Source organism: Pseudomonas sp. MWU15-20650 (assembly GCF_023242475.1).
In the GTDB taxonomy this organism is placed as follows: Bacteria; Pseudomonadota; Gammaproteobacteria; order Pseudomonadales; family Pseudomonadaceae; genus Aquipseudomonas.
Genome location: NZ_JALJFG010000001.1, coordinates 238,006 through 256,312, shown reverse-complemented (window position 1 = coordinate 256,312; position 18,307 = coordinate 238,006). Strand labels below are relative to the sequence as shown.

Annotated in this window: 14 protein-coding genes; 9 read left to right on the top strand and 5 right to left on the bottom strand. The window is 60.7% G+C overall.

Going from position 1 to position 18,307, the window contains the following annotated elements; all coding sequences use genetic code 11:
• The first annotated feature begins 206 nt into the window (after nucleotides 1-206).
• Nucleotides 207-611 (top strand): acyl-CoA thioesterase, encoded by a 405-nt coding sequence (locus M5B43_RS01145; RefSeq protein WP_007896491.1) that lies wholly within the window; start codon nucleotides 207-209, stop codon nucleotides 609-611.
• Between the two features lie 57 nt (nucleotides 612-668).
• Nucleotides 669-1,568 (top strand): D-hexose-6-phosphate mutarotase, encoded by a 900-nt coding sequence (locus M5B43_RS01140; RefSeq protein ID WP_248748414.1) that lies wholly within the window; start codon nucleotides 669-671, stop codon nucleotides 1,566-1,568.
• Between the two features lie 53 nt (nucleotides 1,569-1,621).
• On the opposite strand, the gene M5B43_RS01135 is transcribed toward M5B43_RS01140, so the two are convergent.
• From M5B43_RS01135 to M5B43_RS01115, 5 genes are all read right to left on the bottom strand, one after another.
• A complete protein-coding gene (locus M5B43_RS01135; RefSeq protein WP_050784921.1) occupies nucleotides 1,622-2,158 on the bottom strand; it encodes a DUF3299 domain-containing protein in 537 nt (178 codons plus the stop codon).
• A gap of 78 nt (nucleotides 2,159-2,236) precedes the next feature.
• Nucleotides 2,237-2,482: a GlsB/YeaQ/YmgE family stress response membrane protein gene (locus tag M5B43_RS01130; RefSeq protein WP_017476760.1), complete on the bottom strand. Its 246-nt coding sequence runs from the start codon at nucleotides 2,480-2,482 to the stop codon at nucleotides 2,237-2,239.
• 108 nt (nucleotides 2,483-2,590) lie between these two features.
• Nucleotides 2,591-3,673, bottom strand: a complete 1,083-nt coding sequence (locus M5B43_RS01125; protein ID WP_248748413.1) for a 5-(carboxyamino)imidazole ribonucleotide synthase — start codon at nucleotides 3,671-3,673, stop codon at nucleotides 2,591-2,593.
• Nucleotides 3,674-3,684: 11 nt separating this feature from the next.
• Entirely contained in the window at nucleotides 3,685-4,176 is a 492-nt protein-coding gene (gene purE / locus M5B43_RS01120; RefSeq protein WP_003195648.1) for a 5-(carboxyamino)imidazole ribonucleotide mutase, read from the bottom strand.
• A 238-nt stretch (nucleotides 4,177-4,414) separates the two neighbouring features.
• Complete coding sequence (locus M5B43_RS01115) at nucleotides 4,415-5,323, bottom strand: LysR substrate-binding domain-containing protein (protein WP_248748412.1); 909 nt, start codon at nucleotides 5,321-5,323, stop codon at nucleotides 4,415-4,417.
• A 182-nt stretch (nucleotides 5,324-5,505) separates the two neighbouring features.
• Between M5B43_RS01115 and aspA the strand changes: the two genes are divergently transcribed.
• From aspA to M5B43_RS01080, 7 genes are all read left to right on the top strand, one after another.
• On the top strand, nucleotides 5,506-6,930 hold the full coding sequence (aspA, locus tag M5B43_RS01110; RefSeq protein ID WP_034116473.1) for an aspartate ammonia-lyase: 1,425 nt from the start codon (nucleotides 5,506-5,508) through the stop codon (nucleotides 6,928-6,930).
• Nucleotides 6,931-7,322: 392 nt separating this feature from the next.
• Entirely contained in the window at nucleotides 7,323-8,774 is a 1,452-nt protein-coding gene (locus tag M5B43_RS01105; protein WP_248748411.1) for an alanine/glycine:cation symporter family protein, read from the top strand.
• A 75-nt stretch (nucleotides 8,775-8,849) separates the two neighbouring features.
• On the top strand, nucleotides 8,850-9,827 hold the full coding sequence (locus M5B43_RS01100; protein ID WP_248748410.1) for an asparaginase: 978 nt from the start codon (nucleotides 8,850-8,852) through the stop codon (nucleotides 9,825-9,827).
• Between the two features lie 50 nt (nucleotides 9,828-9,877).
• The gene (locus M5B43_RS01095; RefSeq protein ID WP_248748409.1) at nucleotides 9,878-10,870 is read left to right on the top strand and encodes an AraC family transcriptional regulator; all 993 of its coding nucleotides are present in this window, start codon (nucleotides 9,878-9,880) and stop codon (nucleotides 10,868-10,870) included.
• Between the two features lie 132 nt (nucleotides 10,871-11,002).
• Entirely contained in the window at nucleotides 11,003-12,037 is a 1,035-nt protein-coding gene (locus M5B43_RS01090; RefSeq protein ID WP_248748408.1) for a histone deacetylase family protein, read from the top strand.
• Nucleotides 12,034-13,125: a polyamine ABC transporter substrate-binding protein gene (locus M5B43_RS01085; RefSeq protein ID WP_248748407.1), complete on the top strand. Its 1,092-nt coding sequence runs from the start codon at nucleotides 12,034-12,036 to the stop codon at nucleotides 13,123-13,125. The genes M5B43_RS01090 and M5B43_RS01085 overlap by 4 nt, the downstream gene beginning before the upstream one ends.
• Before the next feature lie 571 nt (nucleotides 13,126-13,696).
• On the top strand, nucleotides 13,697-18,301 hold the full coding sequence (locus M5B43_RS01080; protein WP_248748406.1) for a DUF6543 domain-containing protein: 4,605 nt from the start codon (nucleotides 13,697-13,699) through the stop codon (nucleotides 18,299-18,301).
• Nucleotides 18,302-18,307: the final 6 nt, after the last annotated feature.

The window sequence follows — 18,307 nt, the reverse complement described above, 5'->3', positions numbered from 1 at the left end:
GCCCTTGCAAGCGCCAGACCCGCAGTCTTGAGGGGCTGCTGTGCCAAAACGTCGTTGGGTGCCATCCAGCCGATTTGGCAGAGTTTCCCTTTAGTACGCCTTACGAGAAACGCATCGAGCGGTGTATGTTGGTGCTGAAACGTTTTTCCAGAAGACGGCTATCCACTTGAAATACCCATGAAGCGTCACGGGTCAGAGGCACCGGCATGATCGAACTCGAACAAGAAGATCCTATCCCGCAAGGCGATCTCGCCCTGCAAATCACCGCGCTCCCGCGTGAAACCAATGGTTTTGGCGATATCTTCGGCGGCTGGCTGGTCGCACAGATGGACCTGGCCGGCACGGCAATGGCCAGCAAGGTCGCCGGTGGGCGCGTAGCGACGGTGGCCATTGATCGCATGGCATTTTTGGTGCCGGTGGCGGTGGGCGCGCAATTGTCCTTCTATACCCAGGCCCTGGAAATCGGCCGCAGCTCGATCCAGATGATGGTTGAAGTGTGGAGCGACGACCCGCTGTCCAGCGAATGGCGCAAGGTCACCGAGGCGGTATTCGTGTTCGTCGCCATCGATGGCAGCGGCCGCACGCGTTCGGTACCGCCGCGCGCACGTTAAACCTCGCCGGTTTTTAACGGTCAATTGCCCCATTGCCTGCCATTGAGAGTGCTTGCTATGCCTACGCCCCACGTTGAAACCGTGAAAGTCGACGAGCTGGACTGCTGGCGCATCCGCCACAACGGCGCCGAAGTGATGGTGGCCCAACAAGGCGCGCACATCTTCAGTTACCAGCGCCAGGGCGAGCAGCCGCTGATCTGGCCGAACCCTGAGGCGGTGTTCAAACAGGGCAAGGGCATCCGTACCGGCGTACCCGTGTGCTGGCCATGGTTTGGCGTATTCGATCGCAACCCGCAAAGCGTCAAGGCGATGCGTCAGAGCGATCAGCCCGCCGGCGCCCACGGTTTTGTACGCACGGCACTCTGGGCGTTGGCCGCAACCGAGCTCGAAGGCGAAACGCTGCGCGTGGACCTCACGCTGCCGGTGCCTGCGGGCGGCTTTCCGGGCTGGCCCCATCAGGTCGACCTGACACTGAGCCTGCTGCTGGACGACCAACTGCACATCCGCCTGACCAGCCATAATCGTGGCACCGACACCGTAACCTTCAGCCAGGCACTGCACACCTACTTCGCCGTGAGCGATGTGCGCAACGTGCAGGTCGAGGGCCTCGATGGCTTGACGTACATCGACACCGCCGATGGCTGGAGCAATAAACAGCAATCGGGCTTGCTGCACTTCACTGCCGAGACCGACCGCATCTATCTGGCGACGCCGGCGCAACTGAACATTGTCGATAAAGACTGGCAGCGCCGCCTCCAACTCACCAGCCAAGGCTCGAATTCCACCGTGATCTGGAACCCTTGGACGGAACGCGCCAAGGCGTTTGATGACATGGCCGATGATGGCTGGCAGGGCATGCTGTGCATCGAGACGGCCAATGTGCTGGATGATGTGGTGAGCCTGGCCCCGGGTGAACGCCACACATTAGGTGTGAGCATCAGCGGTATAGCCCTGTAAACCCAATCAAACCTGTGGGAGGGGCTCCCTCCCACATTGATGCGTGTTGTGGTTTAGAGATCGGATTCCTTCACCACCCGCACCTTCCCCGCATCCAGCGCATACGCCGCATCCGCCAGATCGTTGTTCACTTTCTCGACCTTCAACGTGCCTGTTACCCACAATGGCGTGTAGATGTCATCCAGCTTCAACCCCTTGGGATAGCGCACCAGCACCAGCTGGTTAGGCGGCGGTGGCGGCACGTGGATGCAGGCGCCCGGGTATGGCACCAGGAAGAACAGCGTGCTGCGCCCCTTGGCATCCGTTTCCAGCGGTACCGGGTAACCGCCGATGCGGATGTTTTTCCCGTTCATGGCGGCCACGGTCTTGGTGGAATACATCACCGCAGGCAAGCCTTTGCTTTGCTTCAAGCCACCTTTGTCGGTGAACGTGCCTTGGGCTTCGGGGGAGTTGTGGTCAATCTCGGGCATGGCTTCGAGGGCTTTCTGGTCCGACAGCGGCATCAGGTCGAGCCAGTCGGTTTCCGGCAGTTCGCCAGCATGGGCCAGGCCGGAGCCCAACAAGAGGAGAGTCAACAAAAGACGGCGCATGGAGAGGCTCGGCAAGTACAGGTGGCGAGCATTCTAGCGCTCTGCGCCTGCGCGGCGCAGAGGGCTTTGTCGCTTAGATCATTTCTTTTTCAGCAGACCGTAGATCACCAGCAGCACGATGGCGCCGATCAGCGCGCCGATAAAGCCTGCGCCCTGGCCTGCCTGGTAGATACCCAGGGCCTGACCACCGTAAGTGGCGACCAGGGAACCCGCGATACCCAGCAGGATAGTCATGATCCAGCCCATGCTGTCGTCGCCAGGCTTGAGGAAACGCGCGAGCAGACCGACGATCAGGCCGATAAAGATGGTTCCGATGATACCCATGGCATTTCCCTCTGATTGGTATGAGTCATGCCAAAGCCTAGTCAGGCTTTGGCATCCTGCAATCAGAGAGACGCAGAACCCCAATGGTTCCCGACGTGGCGAGGCTTATTATTCGGCGATCAGCGCTTCAACCTTGAGGATCTGCGCCTGCAGCGTCGCGCGGTCCTTGCAACGCAGGTTGGCGTGGCCGACCTTGCGGCCGGCCTTGAAGGCCTTGCCGTAGTGATGCACGTGGCAATCGTCGATCGCCATCACGCGTTCCACCGGCGGCACAGAACCGATGAAGTTGAGCATGGCGCTCTCGCCGACCTTGGCCGTGGAGCCCAACGGCAAGCCCGCCACCGCCCGCAGGTGGTTTTCGAACTGGCTGCACTCGGCGCCTTCGGTGGTCCAGTGCCCGGAGTTGTGCACGCGCGGGGCGATTTCGTTGGCCTTGAGGCCACCGTCGACTTCAAAGAACTCGAACGCCATCACGCCGACGTAATCCAGCTGCTTGAGCACACGACTGGAATAGTCTTCGGCCAGGCCCTGCAGCGGGTGGTCGGTGCTGGCGACGGACAGCTTGAGGATGCCGCTGTCGTGGGTGTTGTGCACCAACGGGTAGAAGCGGGTTTCGCCATCACGGGCGCGTACGGCAATCAGCGAAACTTCACCGGTGAACGGCACGAAGCCTTCCAGCAGGCAGGCGACGCTGCCCAGCTCGGCGAAGGTGCCGACCACATCGGCGACGGTGCGCAGGACTTTCTGGCCCTTGCCGTCGTAACCCAGGGTGCGGGTTTTCAACACGGCCGGCAGGCCGATGCTGGCGACAGCGGCGTCGAGATCGGCCTGGGACTGGATGTCGGCGAAGGCCGGGGTCGGGATACCCAGGGCCTTGAACATGCTCTTCTCGAACCAGCGGTCACGGGCGATGCGCAGGGCCTCGGCGCTCGGGTACACCGGCACGAATTGCGACAGGAAGGCCACGGTTTCGGCCGGGACACTTTCGAACTCGAAAGTCACCAGGTCGACTTCGTCGGCCAGCTGGCGCAGGTGATCCGGGTCGCTGTAGTCAGCCCGCAGGTGTTCACCCAGTGCGGCTGCGCAGGCGTCCGGCGCCGGGTCAAGGAAAGCGAAGTTCATCCCCAGCGGAGTACCCGCCAGGGCCAGCATGCGACCCAGTTGGCCGCCACCGATTACACCGATTTTCATCGTCAACCACCTCAGGCAATGCGTGGGTCTGGATTGTCCAGCACGCTGTCTGTCTGCTCAGCACGGAATTTTTTCAGCACCGCGTGGAACTGCGGGTGCTTGGCGCCCAGGATGCTGGCGGACAGCAAGGCGGCGTTGATCGCGCCAGCCTTGCCGATCGCCAAGGTTGCCACCGGGATACCGGCGGGCATCTGCACGATGGACAACAGCGAGTCCACACCCGAGAGCATCGAAGACTGCACCGGTACGCCCAGCACTGGCAGGTGGGTCTTGGCCGCACACATGCCTGGCAGGTGCGCCGCACCACCGGCACCGGCGATGATCACCTCGATGCCACGGGATTCTGCTTCATCGGCATACTGGAACAGCAAATCCGGTGTGCGGTGGGCAGAGACCACTTTCACTTCATACGGAATGCCGAGTTTTTCCAGCATATCGGCGGTGTGGCTAAGGGTGGACCAATCGGACTTGGAGCCCATGATCACGCCAACCAATGCACTCATCGTCGTGCCTCTTCTCTCTGGGCGCCCGCAGGCGCGTCAAAAAACAACAAGCCACGCGGGAAATCCGGCGTGGCTTGGTGTACGAATTAAGGCCGGTTGGACCGGCCGAAGGCCGCGCAGTATACCGTAATAATCCAGATAAACAGCCCCTGGAATGACCATCTGTCTTACCGCCCAAACCGGCGATTTTATTGACTCTTGAGTCAGTCCGACACAGCGTAAAATCCTGTGGCAGGACTCAGGTGTTCTGCGCCGCACCACCTTCCAGCTTGCGCCACAACAACCGCACGTTCGCCTTGCGCACCAACGCGCAGCGGTACAGGCGAATCTCCAGCGGCACATGCCATTGCGGCCCGCCACAGACCACCAGCTCGCCACGGGCCAACTCCGCCCGCACGCTCAATTGCGGCACCCAGGCAATGCCCAAGCCTTCCAGGGCCATGCTTTTGAGGCTGTCGGCCATGGCGGTTTCGTACACCGTCGTAAAACGCAGCGCGCGCTGACGCAACAGGTGGTTCACCGAACGCCCCAGAAACGCTCCGGCGCTGTAGGCCAGCAACGGCACACTGCCCTCGCCTTCCAGGTCGAACAGCGGCTTGCCGTCGGCATCGGCCGCACACACCGGGAGCATTTCGGTGTTGCCCAAATGCAGTGAAGGGAAGATCTCGGGATCCATCTGCATGGCCGCGTCCGGGTCATAGAACGCCAGCATCAGGTCACAACCGCCTTCGCGCAGGGCGTGCACGGCGTCACCCACGTTGGTGGCAACCAGCCGTGTGGCGATGTTCAAACCTTCGTTGCGCAGTTGCGCGATCCACCGAGGGAAAAACCCCAGTGCCAGCGAGTGGGCAGCCGCCACTTGCATGACTTCGCCCTGGCCGCCTTCCAGATGATGCAAATGGCGCAGTACTTCACCGAGCTGTTCGACCACCGTACGCGCGGTGACCAGAAACAGTTGCCCCGCCGCCGTCAGTTCCACCGGCGTGCGCGAGCGGTTGACCAGAGTCAGGCCCAACGCGGCCTCAAGGCTGCGGATACGACGGCTGAATGCCGGCTGGGTGACAAAGCGCCGCTCCGCCGCCTGGGAAAAGCTGCGGGTTGCCGCCAGGGCGCTGAAGTCTTCCAGCCATTTGCTCTCAAGGTTCATCACATCCTCCCACGGGTATGCACCATTTTGGCACACACGCCCGCCATGATAGCTGGGTCACATCTACATTATGCCGTTTGTGCATAGCCCAGTGCTTAACAGCATTGGCCCAAAAACTCCCACAAGCCTAGCATTCGCAGCGTTCCGGCCAGTTCCGGGTCCATATCGAGATGATTTCCGTCATGTCCTCCGCTGCATCATTCCGCACAGAAAAAGACCTGCTTGGCGTACTCGAAGTACCGGCTCAAGCGTATTACGGCATCCAGACCCTGCGAGCGGTGAATAACTTCCGCCTCTCGGGCGTTCCGATTTCGCATTACCCGAAATTGGTGGTCGGCCTGGCAATGGTCAAGCAAGCTGCCGCTGACGCCAACCGCGAGTTGGGCCAGCTCAGCGAAGCCAAGCACGCGGCCATCAGCGAAGCCTGTGCCCGTCTGATCCGCGGCGATTTCCACGAAGAATTCGTGGTGGACATGATTCAAGGCGGTGCTGGCACTTCAACCAACATGAATGCCAACGAAGTCATCGCCAACATTGCGTTGGAGGCCATGGGCCACAACAAGGGCGAGTACCAGTACCTGCACCCCAACAACGATGTGAACATGGCGCAGTCGACCAACGACGCTTACCCGACCGCGATCCGCTTGGGTCTGCTGCTGGGCCATGACGCACTACTGGCCAGTCTCGACAGCCTGATCCAGGCGTTCGCCGCCAAAGGCGCCGAGTTCAGCCACGTGCTGAAAATGGGCCGCACCCAACTGCAAGACGCTGTACCCATGACCCTCGGCCAAGAATTCCGCGCCTTCGCCACGACGTTGGGTGAAGACCTGGCCCGCCTGAAAACCCTGGCGCCAGAGCTGCTGACCGAAGTGAACCTGGGCGGCACCGCCATCGGTACCGGCATCAACGCCGACCCGCGCTACCAGGCCCTGGCCGTACAGCGCCTGGCCACCATCAGCGGCCAGCCGCTGGTGCCCGCCGCTGACCTGATCGAAGCCACCTCCGACATGGGCGCCTTCGTGCTGTTCTCCGGCATGCTCAAGCGTACTGCGGTGAAGCTGTCGAAGATCTGCAACGACCTGCGCCTGCTCTCCAGCGGCCCACGTACCGGCATCAACGAGATCAACCTGCCAGCGCGCCAGCCGGGCAGCTCGATCATGCCTGGCAAGGTCAACCCGGTGATCCCGGAAGCGGTCAACCAAGTGGCGTTCCAAGTCATCGGTAACGACCTGGCCCTGACCATGGCAGCCGAAGGCGGCCAACTGCAGTTGAACGTGATGGAGCCGCTGATCGCCTTCAAGATCTTCGACTCGATCCGCCTGCTGCAACGCGCCATGGACATGCTGCGCGAGCACTGCATCGTCGGCATCACCGCCAACGAAGCCCGCTGCCGCGAGCTGGTGGAGCACTCCATTGGCCTGGTCACCGCGCTGAACCCATACATCGGTTATGAAAATGCCACCCGCATTGCGCGTATTGCCCTTGAAAGCGGCCGCGGCGTGCTGGAACTGGTGCGCGAAGAAGGCTTGCTCGACGACGCCATGCTCGACGACATCCTGCGCCCCGAAAACATGATTGCCCCACGCTTGGTCCCGCTGAAGGCCTAAGCGTTTGTTGCACCGCTCACCAGGTTGAGGGACTAGACACCTCTCACCTTTTGAGGGCCTGAAGGCTCGTTCTTCAGGCCCTTTTTTTTGCCTCGAGGTTGTGAAATGACGCCCATAAAAAATCCAATATCGCTCTGCAAACCCTCCTTGCCTGTAACCACCTGGCTGAAACCTTTAATCGGCCCGTGCAGACGGATCACGCTCGCCTAGGTATAGTGCCGCCCCTCTTCGCGTCTGAGTCCGTCGGTAAAGAGGCCCGGATACAACGCGAAAGCGCATGAATAACAACACCCGCAAAAGGATTGGGGTGAAGCGTCGTGCACTGCCTGGTGCCGAGCGATGCATCAAACCGTCCTGCGTTTGCCATTAAAAAAATCAGCGAGGAACACTCCATGCTCGAAGTCATCAACGACTTCCTCTCAGGGAAAGTACTGATCGTGCTCATTGTCGGGCTCGGCGGTTATTTCACGATCCGTTCGCGTTTCGTGCAGTTGCGTCACTTTTTCCACATGTTTTCGGTATTTCGCGACAGCCTCAAGAGCAGCGCCGGCCAACTCAGCTCGTTCCAGGCGCTGATGCTCAGCCTGGCCGGCCGCGTAGGCGCCGGTAACATTGCCGGTGTCGGCATTGCCGTCACCCTGGGTGGCCCGGGTGCCGTGTTCTGGATGTGGGTCACCGCGCTGGTGGGCATGTCTTCGAGCTTTATCGAGTGCTCCCTCGGCCAGTTGTACAAGCGTACCGACGCCGAAGGTACCTTCCGTGGCGGCCCGGCCTATTACATCCAGCACGGTCTGCAGAAGCGCTGGCTGGGTATGGTGATGGCGTTCCTGTTGCTGGTGACCTTCGGTTTTGCCTTCAACGGCCTGCAAGCCCACGCCGTGACCCACTCGCTGAATAACGCTTTCGGCCTCGACACCACCTACACCGGCCTGGCCCTGGCTGTGCTGTTGGGCCTGGTGTTCATCGGCGGGATCAAGCGTATCGCCTCGATCGCCGACCTGCTGGTACCGGTCAAGACCCTGGTCTACATTGCCGTGACCCTGTACGTGATCGTGCTGCAATTCGACCACGTGCCGGCCATGCTCGCGACCATCGTCAAGAGCGCCTTCGGCCTCGACCAAGCCTTCGGTGGCCTGGTGGGCAGCGCAATCATCATGGGTGTGAAACGCGGCGTGTTCGCCAACGAAGCCGGCCTGGGCAGTGCGCCTAACGTGGCCGCCGTCGCTGCGGTAGAACACCCGATCGCGCAAGGCGTGGTGCAAGCGTTCAGCGTGTTCCTCGACACCTTCGTGATCTGCACCTGCACCGCGCTGCTGATCCTGCTCTCCGGTTTCTACACTCCAGGCTTTGAAGGCGACGGCATTGCCCTGACCCAGAACTCCCTGGCTGCCGTAGTGGGTGACTGGGGCCGCATGTTCATCTCGGTGGCCCTGGCGTTGTTCGTGTTCACCTCGATCATGTACAACTACTACCTGGGCGAGAGCAACCTGCGCTTTCTGGTGGGTAACAACCGCAAGGTGCTGATGGGTTATCGCGCGCTGGTGCTGGTGCTGATTTTCTGGGGTTCGATCGAGAACCTGAGCACCGTGTTCGCCTTTGCCGACATCACCATGACCATGCTGGCATTCGTCAACCTGTTCGCCCTGGTGTTCCTGTTCAAGATCGCCATGCGCATCCTGAACGACTACGACAACCAGCGCGCTGCGGGCATCAAGACCCCAGTGTTCGACTCCAGCCAGTTCCCTGACCTGGACCTGGACCGCAAGGCGTGGCCGGCGAGCCCGGTGAAGTCTGAGCCAACCGCTCAAGCATCCGCTGAACTGAACGCTCAAACGCAACACTGAGCGTAGACAGATGACACGCCGCCCGGCCTTGGGCATGCTCTGGGCCCGGCGGCGTTTTTCGTTCAGGAGATTTTCATGCAACCAGCTAACAACGTCATGGTGCTCTACACCGGTGGCACCATTGGCATGCAGGCCAGCGCCAATGGCCTGGCCCCGGCGTCCGGTTTTGAAGCGCGCATGCGCGAACAGCTTGCCGACCTGGCAGTGCCCGCCTGGCGCTTCCGGGAGATGTCCCCACTGATCGACAGCGCCAACATGACCCCCGCCTACTGGCAGCGCCTGCGCGTCGCCGTGGTCGAGGCCATGGATGAGGGCTGCGACGCGGTACTGATCCTGCATGGCACCGACACCCTGGCCTACAGCGCGGCCGCCATGAGTTTCCAACTGCTGGGCCTGCCGGCGCCGGTCGTGTTTACGGGCTCCATGCTGCCTGCCGGCGTGCCGGACAGTGATGCCTGGGAAAACGTCAGCGGCGCGCTGCAGGCATTGGGCAAAGGCTTGGCGCCGGGCGTGCAGCTGTATTTCCATGGCGCGTTGATGGCGCCGACCCGTTGCGCGAAAATTCGTAGTTTTGGTCGTCACCCCTTTGCAGCGCTGCAGCGCAACGGTGGCGTGGCCAAGGCCGAGTCGCTTCCCGCCGCCCTGGATTATCGCCAGCCCAAGGCATTGGCCAACGTCGGCGTGCTACCACTGGTGCCGGGTATCGACGCAGGCCAGTTGGACGCGCTGATCAACGGTGGTGTCCAGGCACTCGTGCTCGAATGCTTCGGCAGCGGCACGGGGCCAAGCGATAACCCGGCGTTCCTTGCCAGCCTCCAGCGTGCGCACGAGCTTGGCGTGGTGGTGGTGGCTATCACCCAATGCCATGAAGGCGGCGTGGAGCTGGACGTGTACGAAGCCGGCAGCCGTTTGCGTGGTGTAGGCGTACTGTCCGGCGGTGGCATGACTCGCGAAGCGGCGTTCGGCAAGTTGCAGGCGCTACTCGGTGCAGGACTGACGATCAACGAAGTGCGCCGCCTGGTAGAGCTCGACCTGTGCGGCGAACTGAGCTGACCGGCATATAAATTGCTCCACTTCCAGCCATCCCCTGGCTGGAAGTTCCCATGCTGCACTCCCACCTCACCACCCTCAATGCCGTGTCCCTGGTACTCAACACCTTCAAGGCCGAAGGCCTGCCCGCCGAGGCACTGCTGGCCGGCAGTGGTATCTACGCCTCGGACTTGAGCCGTGCCGACACCCGCATCACCACCAATCAGGAAATGCGCGTATGCGCCAATGCCGTCGCCTTGCGCCAGGACGTGGGCCTGGAGCTCGGCCGCCAGATGCATGTCTCGGCCTACGGCATGCTCGGTTACGCCCTACTCACCAGTGCCACCTTCGGTGACGCTTTACGCCTCGCACTGCGTTATCCGGCGCTGCTGGGAACACTTTTCGAGCTGAGCCTTGAAGAGGATGACGGGCGAATCTGGTTCACCGCCAGCGACTACCGAGAAAATCCCACACTGGAAACGTTCAACGTTGAACTGTGCCTGACATCGCTCAAGGTGATCTGCGACGACCTGCTCGGCCAGCCGCTGCCGCTACTCGCTGCACGCTTTGAACATGATGCTCCTGACTACCGCGCGCGCTACGCCGAACACTTCCCGTGTCCGACGCAATTTCAAGCCACGGCCAATGCCTTTGCCTTCGACCAGCATTGGCTCGAGCAACCACTTCCCTTGGCGGATGCCATTACCCACCGGGCCATGGCTGAACGCTGCCGCAAGCAGAACCTGGAGTTCACCGGGCGCCAGGCCTGGCTGGGCAGGATTCGCCAGCTGCTCACCGCCCAGCTCAACGCCGCGCCGGGCCTGGAAGGCTTGGCCGAACAGATGAATTGTTCAGCGCGTACCCTGCGCCGACACCTGCATGACTTGGGTAGCAGCTATCAAGAACTACTGGACGAGTTGCGCTTCGAGCGCGCCAAGCAACTGCTTGCTGATGGCCAGTGGCCGATCTACCGGATTGCAGAAGCGCTGGGGTTCAGCGAGACAGCCAGCTTCCGGCATGCGTTTGTGCGTTGGAGCGGACTGGCACCGAGCCAATTTCGAGCATGACGCCCTATTGAGGGGCGAATTGCGGACAGAGAATTTGGCCTTATTTATCCCCTTTTGGCCGCTCCTGCCGTTCTCTTAAAACCTGCCCGCCGCAAGACTGCATCCACTGATACAGCCTGCGGAGAACAACAAATGCTGACGATCTACTCGGACGATCACCACCTGCACCACGGCCGTTGTGAATTGATGGACGGGCAACTGATGCCCTGCTTCGAAATGCCCTCGCGTGCCGACCATGTGCTGCAACGGGTCAAGGCTCGTGAGCTGGGCCCGGTTCAGGCACCGCAGGACTTTGGCCTGGCGCCGCTGCAACGCATTCATAGCCGCGACTATCTCGACTTCTTCAAAGGTGCCTGGGAGCGCTGGACCGCGTTCGGCCAGGATGGCGACTTGCTGCCCTACACCTGGCCCGCGCGCACCTTGCGCCGAGTGATACCCACCAGCCTGCACGGCCAACTGGGCTATTACAGCTTTGACGGTGGCGCACCGATTACGGCCGGCACCTGGCAAGCCGCCTACAGTGCGGCGCAGGTCGCACTCACCGCACAGCAGGCCATCACACAAGGCGCCCACGCCGCCTTTGCGCTGTGTCGCCCGCCAGGACACCACGCCGCCAGCGACTTGATGGGCGGTTATTGCTACCTCAATAACGCAGCCATTGCCGCCCAGGCATTTCTCGACCAAGGCCATGAAAAAATCGCGATCCTGGATGTGGACTACCACCACGGCAACGGCACCCAGTCGATTTTCTATGCGCGCAGTGACGTGCTTTTCACCTCGATCCATGGCCACCCGGAAGCGGAGTTTCCTTTTTTCCTGGGGTACTCCGACGAGCGAGGAGAAGGTACGGGTGAAGGTTTCAACTTCAACTATCCGCTGCCGGCAGGTTCCGGCTGGGACCGCTGGAGCGCAGCACTCGAAGAAGCGTGCCAAGAGATTGAGCGCTACCGCGCCGACGTTATTGTGGTGTCCTTGGGCGTGGACACATTCAAAGACGACCCCATCTCACAATTCAAACTCGACAGCCCGGATTATCTGGCCATCGGCGCGCGTATCGCCCGTTTGGGCACGCCGACGCTGTTTGTCATGGAAGGCGGCTACGCCGTGGAAGAAATCGGCATCAACGCCGTCAACGTTCTCGAAGGTTTTGAGGGGGCCGCCCAATGAACATGCTCAAGTCACTCGTCCTCAGTGCAGCCGTGCTCGCCGGCGCAGCCCACGCCGAAGAGAAAACCCTGAAGGTCTACAACTGGTTCGACTACATCACCCCCAAGGCGCTTGAGGATTTCAAGGCACAAAACCCCAGCATCAAACTGGTGTACGACATCTTCGACACCAACGAGGCCCTGGAAGCCAAACTGCTGACCGGCAACTCCGGCTATGACGTGGTGGTGCCGTCCAACGTGTTCCTGGCCAAGCAGATCGAAGCCGGCGTGTTCCAGCCCCTGGACCGCAGCCAACTGCCCAATTGGAGCCACCTCGACCCCAAGCTGATGAAGCTGATCGAGGCCAACGACCCCGGCAATCAATACGCCGTGCCCTACATGTACGGCACCATCCTGATCGGCTTCAACCCAGCCAAGGTCAAGGCGGCCCTGGGCGACAACGCCCCGGTGGACAGCTGGGACCTGATCTTCAAGGAAGAAAACATCAGCAAGCTCAAGCAATGCGGCGTCGCACTGCTGGACTCGCCCTCGGAAATCCTGCCCCTGGCCTTGCAACACCTGGGCCTGGACCCCAACAGCGGCAACCCCAAGGATTACGACAAGGCAGAAGCACTGCTGATGAAGATCCGCCCGTACATCACCTACTTTCACTCCTCCAAATACATGGCCGACATCGCCAACGGCGATATCTGCGTGGCGGTGGGCTATTCCGGCAGCTTTTCCCAGGCCGCCAACCGCGCCAAGGAGGCCAAGAATGGCGTGATCGTGGACATGCACCTGCCCAAGGAGGGCGCGCCGATCTGGTTCGACATGCTCGCTGTTCCCAAGGGGGCTAGCAACCCGGGCGACGCCTACACCTTTATCAACTACCTACTGCAACCCAGCGTGATCGCGCCGATCAGCGACTTTGTCGGTTACCCCAACCCCAACAAGGACGCCAGCGGGTTGGTCGACCCGGCCATTCGCAACAACCCCAACCTGTACCCGACCGATGCGGCCATGGCCACGCTCTACACCCTCAAACCCCTGGACAGCAAAGCCGAACGCGCCAGAACGAGGGCCTGGACCAAAATCAAATCCGGGAGGTAACACCCTGCGAATTTTACGGTAGGCCTACGTAAGCACCGCCTCCCTGGCTGGCCGAGCCCTAGCATGGAAATTCCGAGCCTGTACCTCGGGTGATCTCCATCAATCGGCCAGACAGGGAAGCCTCATGACCTCAGCCGCTGCAAACACTACCTCTACGAACGCAAAGCGCCTGGATGAACGCTCAGCGCTGTTCACCGAACTCTACGTGGGTCCCTCGTTCCGGGAGACCGCGTCCCACTTGTTGCGCCAGTCACTGCGAGAACACTACCCAACGCTGGATATCGACCCGGACATCACCAACGCCGCAAGAGCACGCCCGAGGCGAGGCAGCCGACGCCCTCGACGGCCTTAGCGAGAAGCAGAAAACCGTGATCTACCTCAGCGAAATCAATCTGGAACAGGCACGACGGTTGTTTTTCAACGTGAAATAAGTCACCCACCTGTGACGAGGGAGCTTGTCCCACACTGAACGGCTGCGCCTCGACGTATCTACCGCCCTCGTCACACCCGCGCTCGCTACTTTGCCGACTCCTGAAGCCCGTCCGGGCCATCGAATGCAGAGGAGCGGCACATGCCCAATGACATCGCTAACAACCACCGCCCACCCAGTACCTATGAACTGCTCACCCAATTGACCACCGGCGCCTCCACACGGGAAGTCGCCGCCGCCACACTGCGCTCGGCACTCATGGAGCTGTACCCCACGCTCAACATCGATCCCGACCTGGCCGTGGTGGTCAGCCCTCAGTGGCAGGTGGTCGACAACGCCATAGAGCGCGCGCCCCCCTTTGTCCAGTCACTCACTTCGGTGTTGGCTCATCAGGCTCTGTCCGGCAATAGAGTGATCTACATCGACGGCCAACATTTCCTTACGTTGCAACCGAACGCTGCGGTTCCTGTGCACCTCGCGGTAAAAATCGATGCCATCGCACGCCTGATCAACGAGTTGTCCGACCTGCTGTTCACCGCCACACAGGAACAGCAGTTGGACTTCTGGAACGGCTCCAACGGCACCACCGGCCCGCGCTGGCAGGCCTTCTCCAACACCCTGAAGAAGGTATGGAACATCACTGAAGAGCAAGGCCTGGATGAACACGAATGTGCCATGGCCCGTACGGTTTTCCAGGAACCCGACCGGGCCAGGCGGTCGCTGAAGGACCCTTACAACAGCCATGCCTACCTGGTAGATATAGATATCCTCAAGGACGGCCAACCCAACCATGTCAGCTTTCTGGACCTCACCGTCTTGGTGGGCGAACACGATAAGCGCCAGATGGTCCTCACGTACTCATTGTTGAGCGGGTACGAGACGTTCGAGTCACTGGACAAATTTGGCGCCTCGCTGCCCGCCAGGCTGAGCGCGCCAAAGCGGGACACCACCTTGCAATGGCGCCTGTACGAGCCTGACGGCAACTTCTTCGATGCGTTGGCCTGCAACTTGATCTCGCTGCAAATCCAAGCCATCGGCAGCCTGGGCGAATCCCGTCTGCCGGAGCAGACGCAGGCCCCTTCCCTCGTCCGTATCGTGCCCAGCATCGAAGAGATGAGCGACCACCAACTGTCGAATATCCGTGAGATCCGTCAACAAATTCCAGATTGGCTGGCCTCGGCGACCGACTCCGATACCGCCGCCTACAGCCGTTACCTGATCGACCTGGCCCTCCTGCATACCCATTACCATGGCGAGACCTTTCAGGACGACATTCCCCCCATTCGTGACTATGCCCGGTCACAGTTGCGAAGCCGTATCCGCGCCCCCGAAAAGGACGTGAGTCTTAACCTGGACAAAGTCGAGATTGTGATCGAGAGCCCGGTGCTGTGGGGCACGTTTGTCGTTCCCGGGGCGGTGGATATCACTCGTCGCAACCTGATCGACCTGGCCCTGGAAAACCTCACCGGCCTGCCCACCGGCAATGCGACGGTGCACTACAACGGCAAGGACAATAACGTACCGGCCTGGCTGACCTACCGCTATCTGAAAGACGTCATCGAAGACATCGACATCGGCCAGTACTACCCCGCCCTGGTCAAACAGAAGCTACTTGATGACCCACTGCAATCGGGCCACCGACAACAGCTCTACACCCGCCACCTGCAGGTGCAACTGCCGCTGTTGGCCCTGCAGATGAAAATCCGTAACCAGAACGGCATCGATGAGCTCGGTTACCGCTACGTCGCCGCGGTGATGCGCGCCGATGAACACGAGCGCCATGTCGACGGACAGCCCATCGTCATCCGAAACCTGGCTTTCGTGCCCACCTTGCGCCCTGGCCATGAGCAAGATGGGGTCGCCAATATGTTCGTGATCGGCCCGAGGCGTTCCGAGGCTGGCCCCTGCGTACTTTATCGGCCCCTGATGGAGCCGGCGTTGATGCAATTTGCGTCGCGGCAAAACCTGCTGTACGCCATCAAACATGAGCACGCCTTGCGCGAGTCGGTGTTGGCTTGGTTGCCCGAGGCACAGCGGTTCAACTATGCCCAATACGTTTTTCCCGACACCCTGCCCTCGCCTTGGACCGTGGTGCGCGCGCTGGTCGAACCGCTGACCGTGCTGTACATGAGTGGCCCGATAACGCTGAGCGATGAAGAAGTGGGCAATGACACCCTGGCGACGCTATTCAAGACCAACGCCAATGCAATGATCGAGCTGGCCACACGCCAGTCGGTGTCCAACGTACAGAAACGTTGGGCGACGTTGCGACATGCCGGCTGGCAAATATTCAATGCCGCGCTGCCCTTCATGGGCCGCACCCTGGGGGTCGCCGCCTGGATCTGGCAAATCATGGACGATCTGCAAGCGGCCGAGGAGGCGGTGAACAAGAGCGACCAGTCCGCCTCCTGGACAGCATTAGTGGATGTATTTCTCAACTTGGGCATGGCACTGACGCTGCACATCGCTCTGCGCCACCCTCGCCCGCTCAAGCAATTCGATTCCCTCAAGATCGAATCCGCGGCAACGACGATCGAAACGGAAGGTAAACCGGCGGCAGCCGAGAAAAAATATACCGCCGTCCAACAGGACACGCTGGCCGACAACCAACTGCCCGCCCAGCATCAAGGCCCCGTGCACACCCGCGGGGCCCTGAGCCATAGCCGCCTGAGGCTGGCCACGACACTCGACAGCTTCAACATCGCCAAGCCCGAGATGCTGGGCGAACAAAACCAGACCCCCGGTCGCCACCTGAATCTCTATCCGCTTGCAGACAAGTGGTACGCACCGGTGGGCGAGCGTTGGTTCGAAGTGAGGGTGGATGACAACGACAGTGTCATCATCGTCGACCCCCAGGACCCCTTGCGTACCGGCCCACCGCTGATCGGCAACCTGGCGGGCCAATGGTTTGTGGATGTGCGCTTGCGACTGCGCGGCGCAGGCCTTCCCAAACAACGGCGAGCCGTCAAGGTCAACCGGGCTGAGCGCACGCCGCAGCTTAGGGCCGAACTCAAAGCCTTCGACGCAGTCGCCGCCAGTAAACAGCTGGACATGCTTGAGTCAAAGCCCGCGCTGGACGCAACACCTGGCCCTTCCACCGACCTGCGTCGTACGACGTTCGTCGATAAAGTCGATAGCCGACTGGCGGAGTACGACGAAGCGATCAGCCAACTGAAGTCCTTGAGCATCATCGACACCGTACCCACCTACCTGCGCGATATGAGCGGTTACCTGCAACAACAGGTGCAACTGACGCAACTTGCCTTGCAACAGCAGCTGTTGAGCTACACGGATGCCTTGAAGTTGTCGTCTTCAATCCTCGACGCGGAGGTAGATATTGACTACAAACTCCAGGCAAGTACCGCACAAGCCCTGTCCATTCAGAACCAGGGGATCCTCAAGCGCCTGACGTCCATAAACGACCGCTTCAGCGACCTCGAAGAGTTGGGAGAGACAGGCGCCGCAGTCATTCTAAAAAGCAAGCAGGAGTTACCGCAGCTCAATCTCGATGAGCTCAAATCCCTGGAAATCAGCTTGAACCACTACCTGTGTATCGATGAGGAGCAGAGCCAGATACCCGCCACGGTACGTGAACGGATGGACCAGATCGTCGATACCGCCGAACTCAACGTCGAGAGTTTCTGTGAGCTTGTGGAACGCGGCGTTGACACATCGCTGGATGAGCGTATCGACGTGCTCAACAGCCTGGTTGAGCAATTTTCCAGCGCGGATGAGCGCCTGCTGGACCTGCACGCCGATTACTCGCAGCACTTGCTCAAAACCCGTTTGGAAAGTTTTCGCCTGCAGATTGACGAGTTCAAGCAGCGGGCCGTGCGCGACCTGGCACAGCTGCTGCGAGAGAAAAAAAACCTGGAGCCCAAGCCCGGTAGCTCAAAGGCGAAACCACCGCCACAGCGCAAAGTGATCAAAACGCGCCATCACGGCTTGGTGATGGGCGAACCGCGTGAAACCGACAGTACGCTGGTCGATGTCAAGGCAGGCATGACCGGCAAGGTAATCGCCACGTTCCACGAGAAGGCGCCCGGTGTCTGGGTCAAGCGGCAGAAAACCCCGTCACAGCCGCCCGCGCCTGCCACCGTGGACCTGGACACCAGCATCAACGCAGGCCAAACGCTGCTGGATGGCGAACCCGCTGAAATCCGCAAATACCAGAGTTTCACCCAGAAACCCTGGCATGCACCGCAGGACATTCAAGATATGTTCGACGGCTATGCAAGAGAACTGGAAAACGCCTCAAGCAACATCGAGCAAGCCCTGACCCGGCGCAACCTCACCGAAAGCGATCACACCTCCGCTGCCTCGACCAATCGCAGCCTCAACGATGCGGCGCAACGCTTGTATCAGCTAGGCAGAAAAACCTACATCGAGATGGTCAAGCGCCAAGCGCCTACCGCCGAACGATTGGACTGGCTACACAGTCAGGGGCTGATCACTATCACCAAGGTCGGCAACCGCCGCCCTCTCAAAGGGCCCAGGAAAGACTATCTGGATGAGTACGAGATTGGCGATAAAGAGAGCGGCACTGTGCTGTGGTACGCACACTTCCACTATGAGACCAAGAGTGCCGCACTGGAGAATTTCACCAAGGGCCATCTCAAGACCCGCGAACAACGCCGCCTCGGTGGCTCACACCAACGCACCGGGCCCAGCGACTGGGACATGATCGAGATTCACCGCAGCAGTATCGGCGCTCAGTTGGCCAAGGCACTGTTCTTCAACAACTGATCGTCT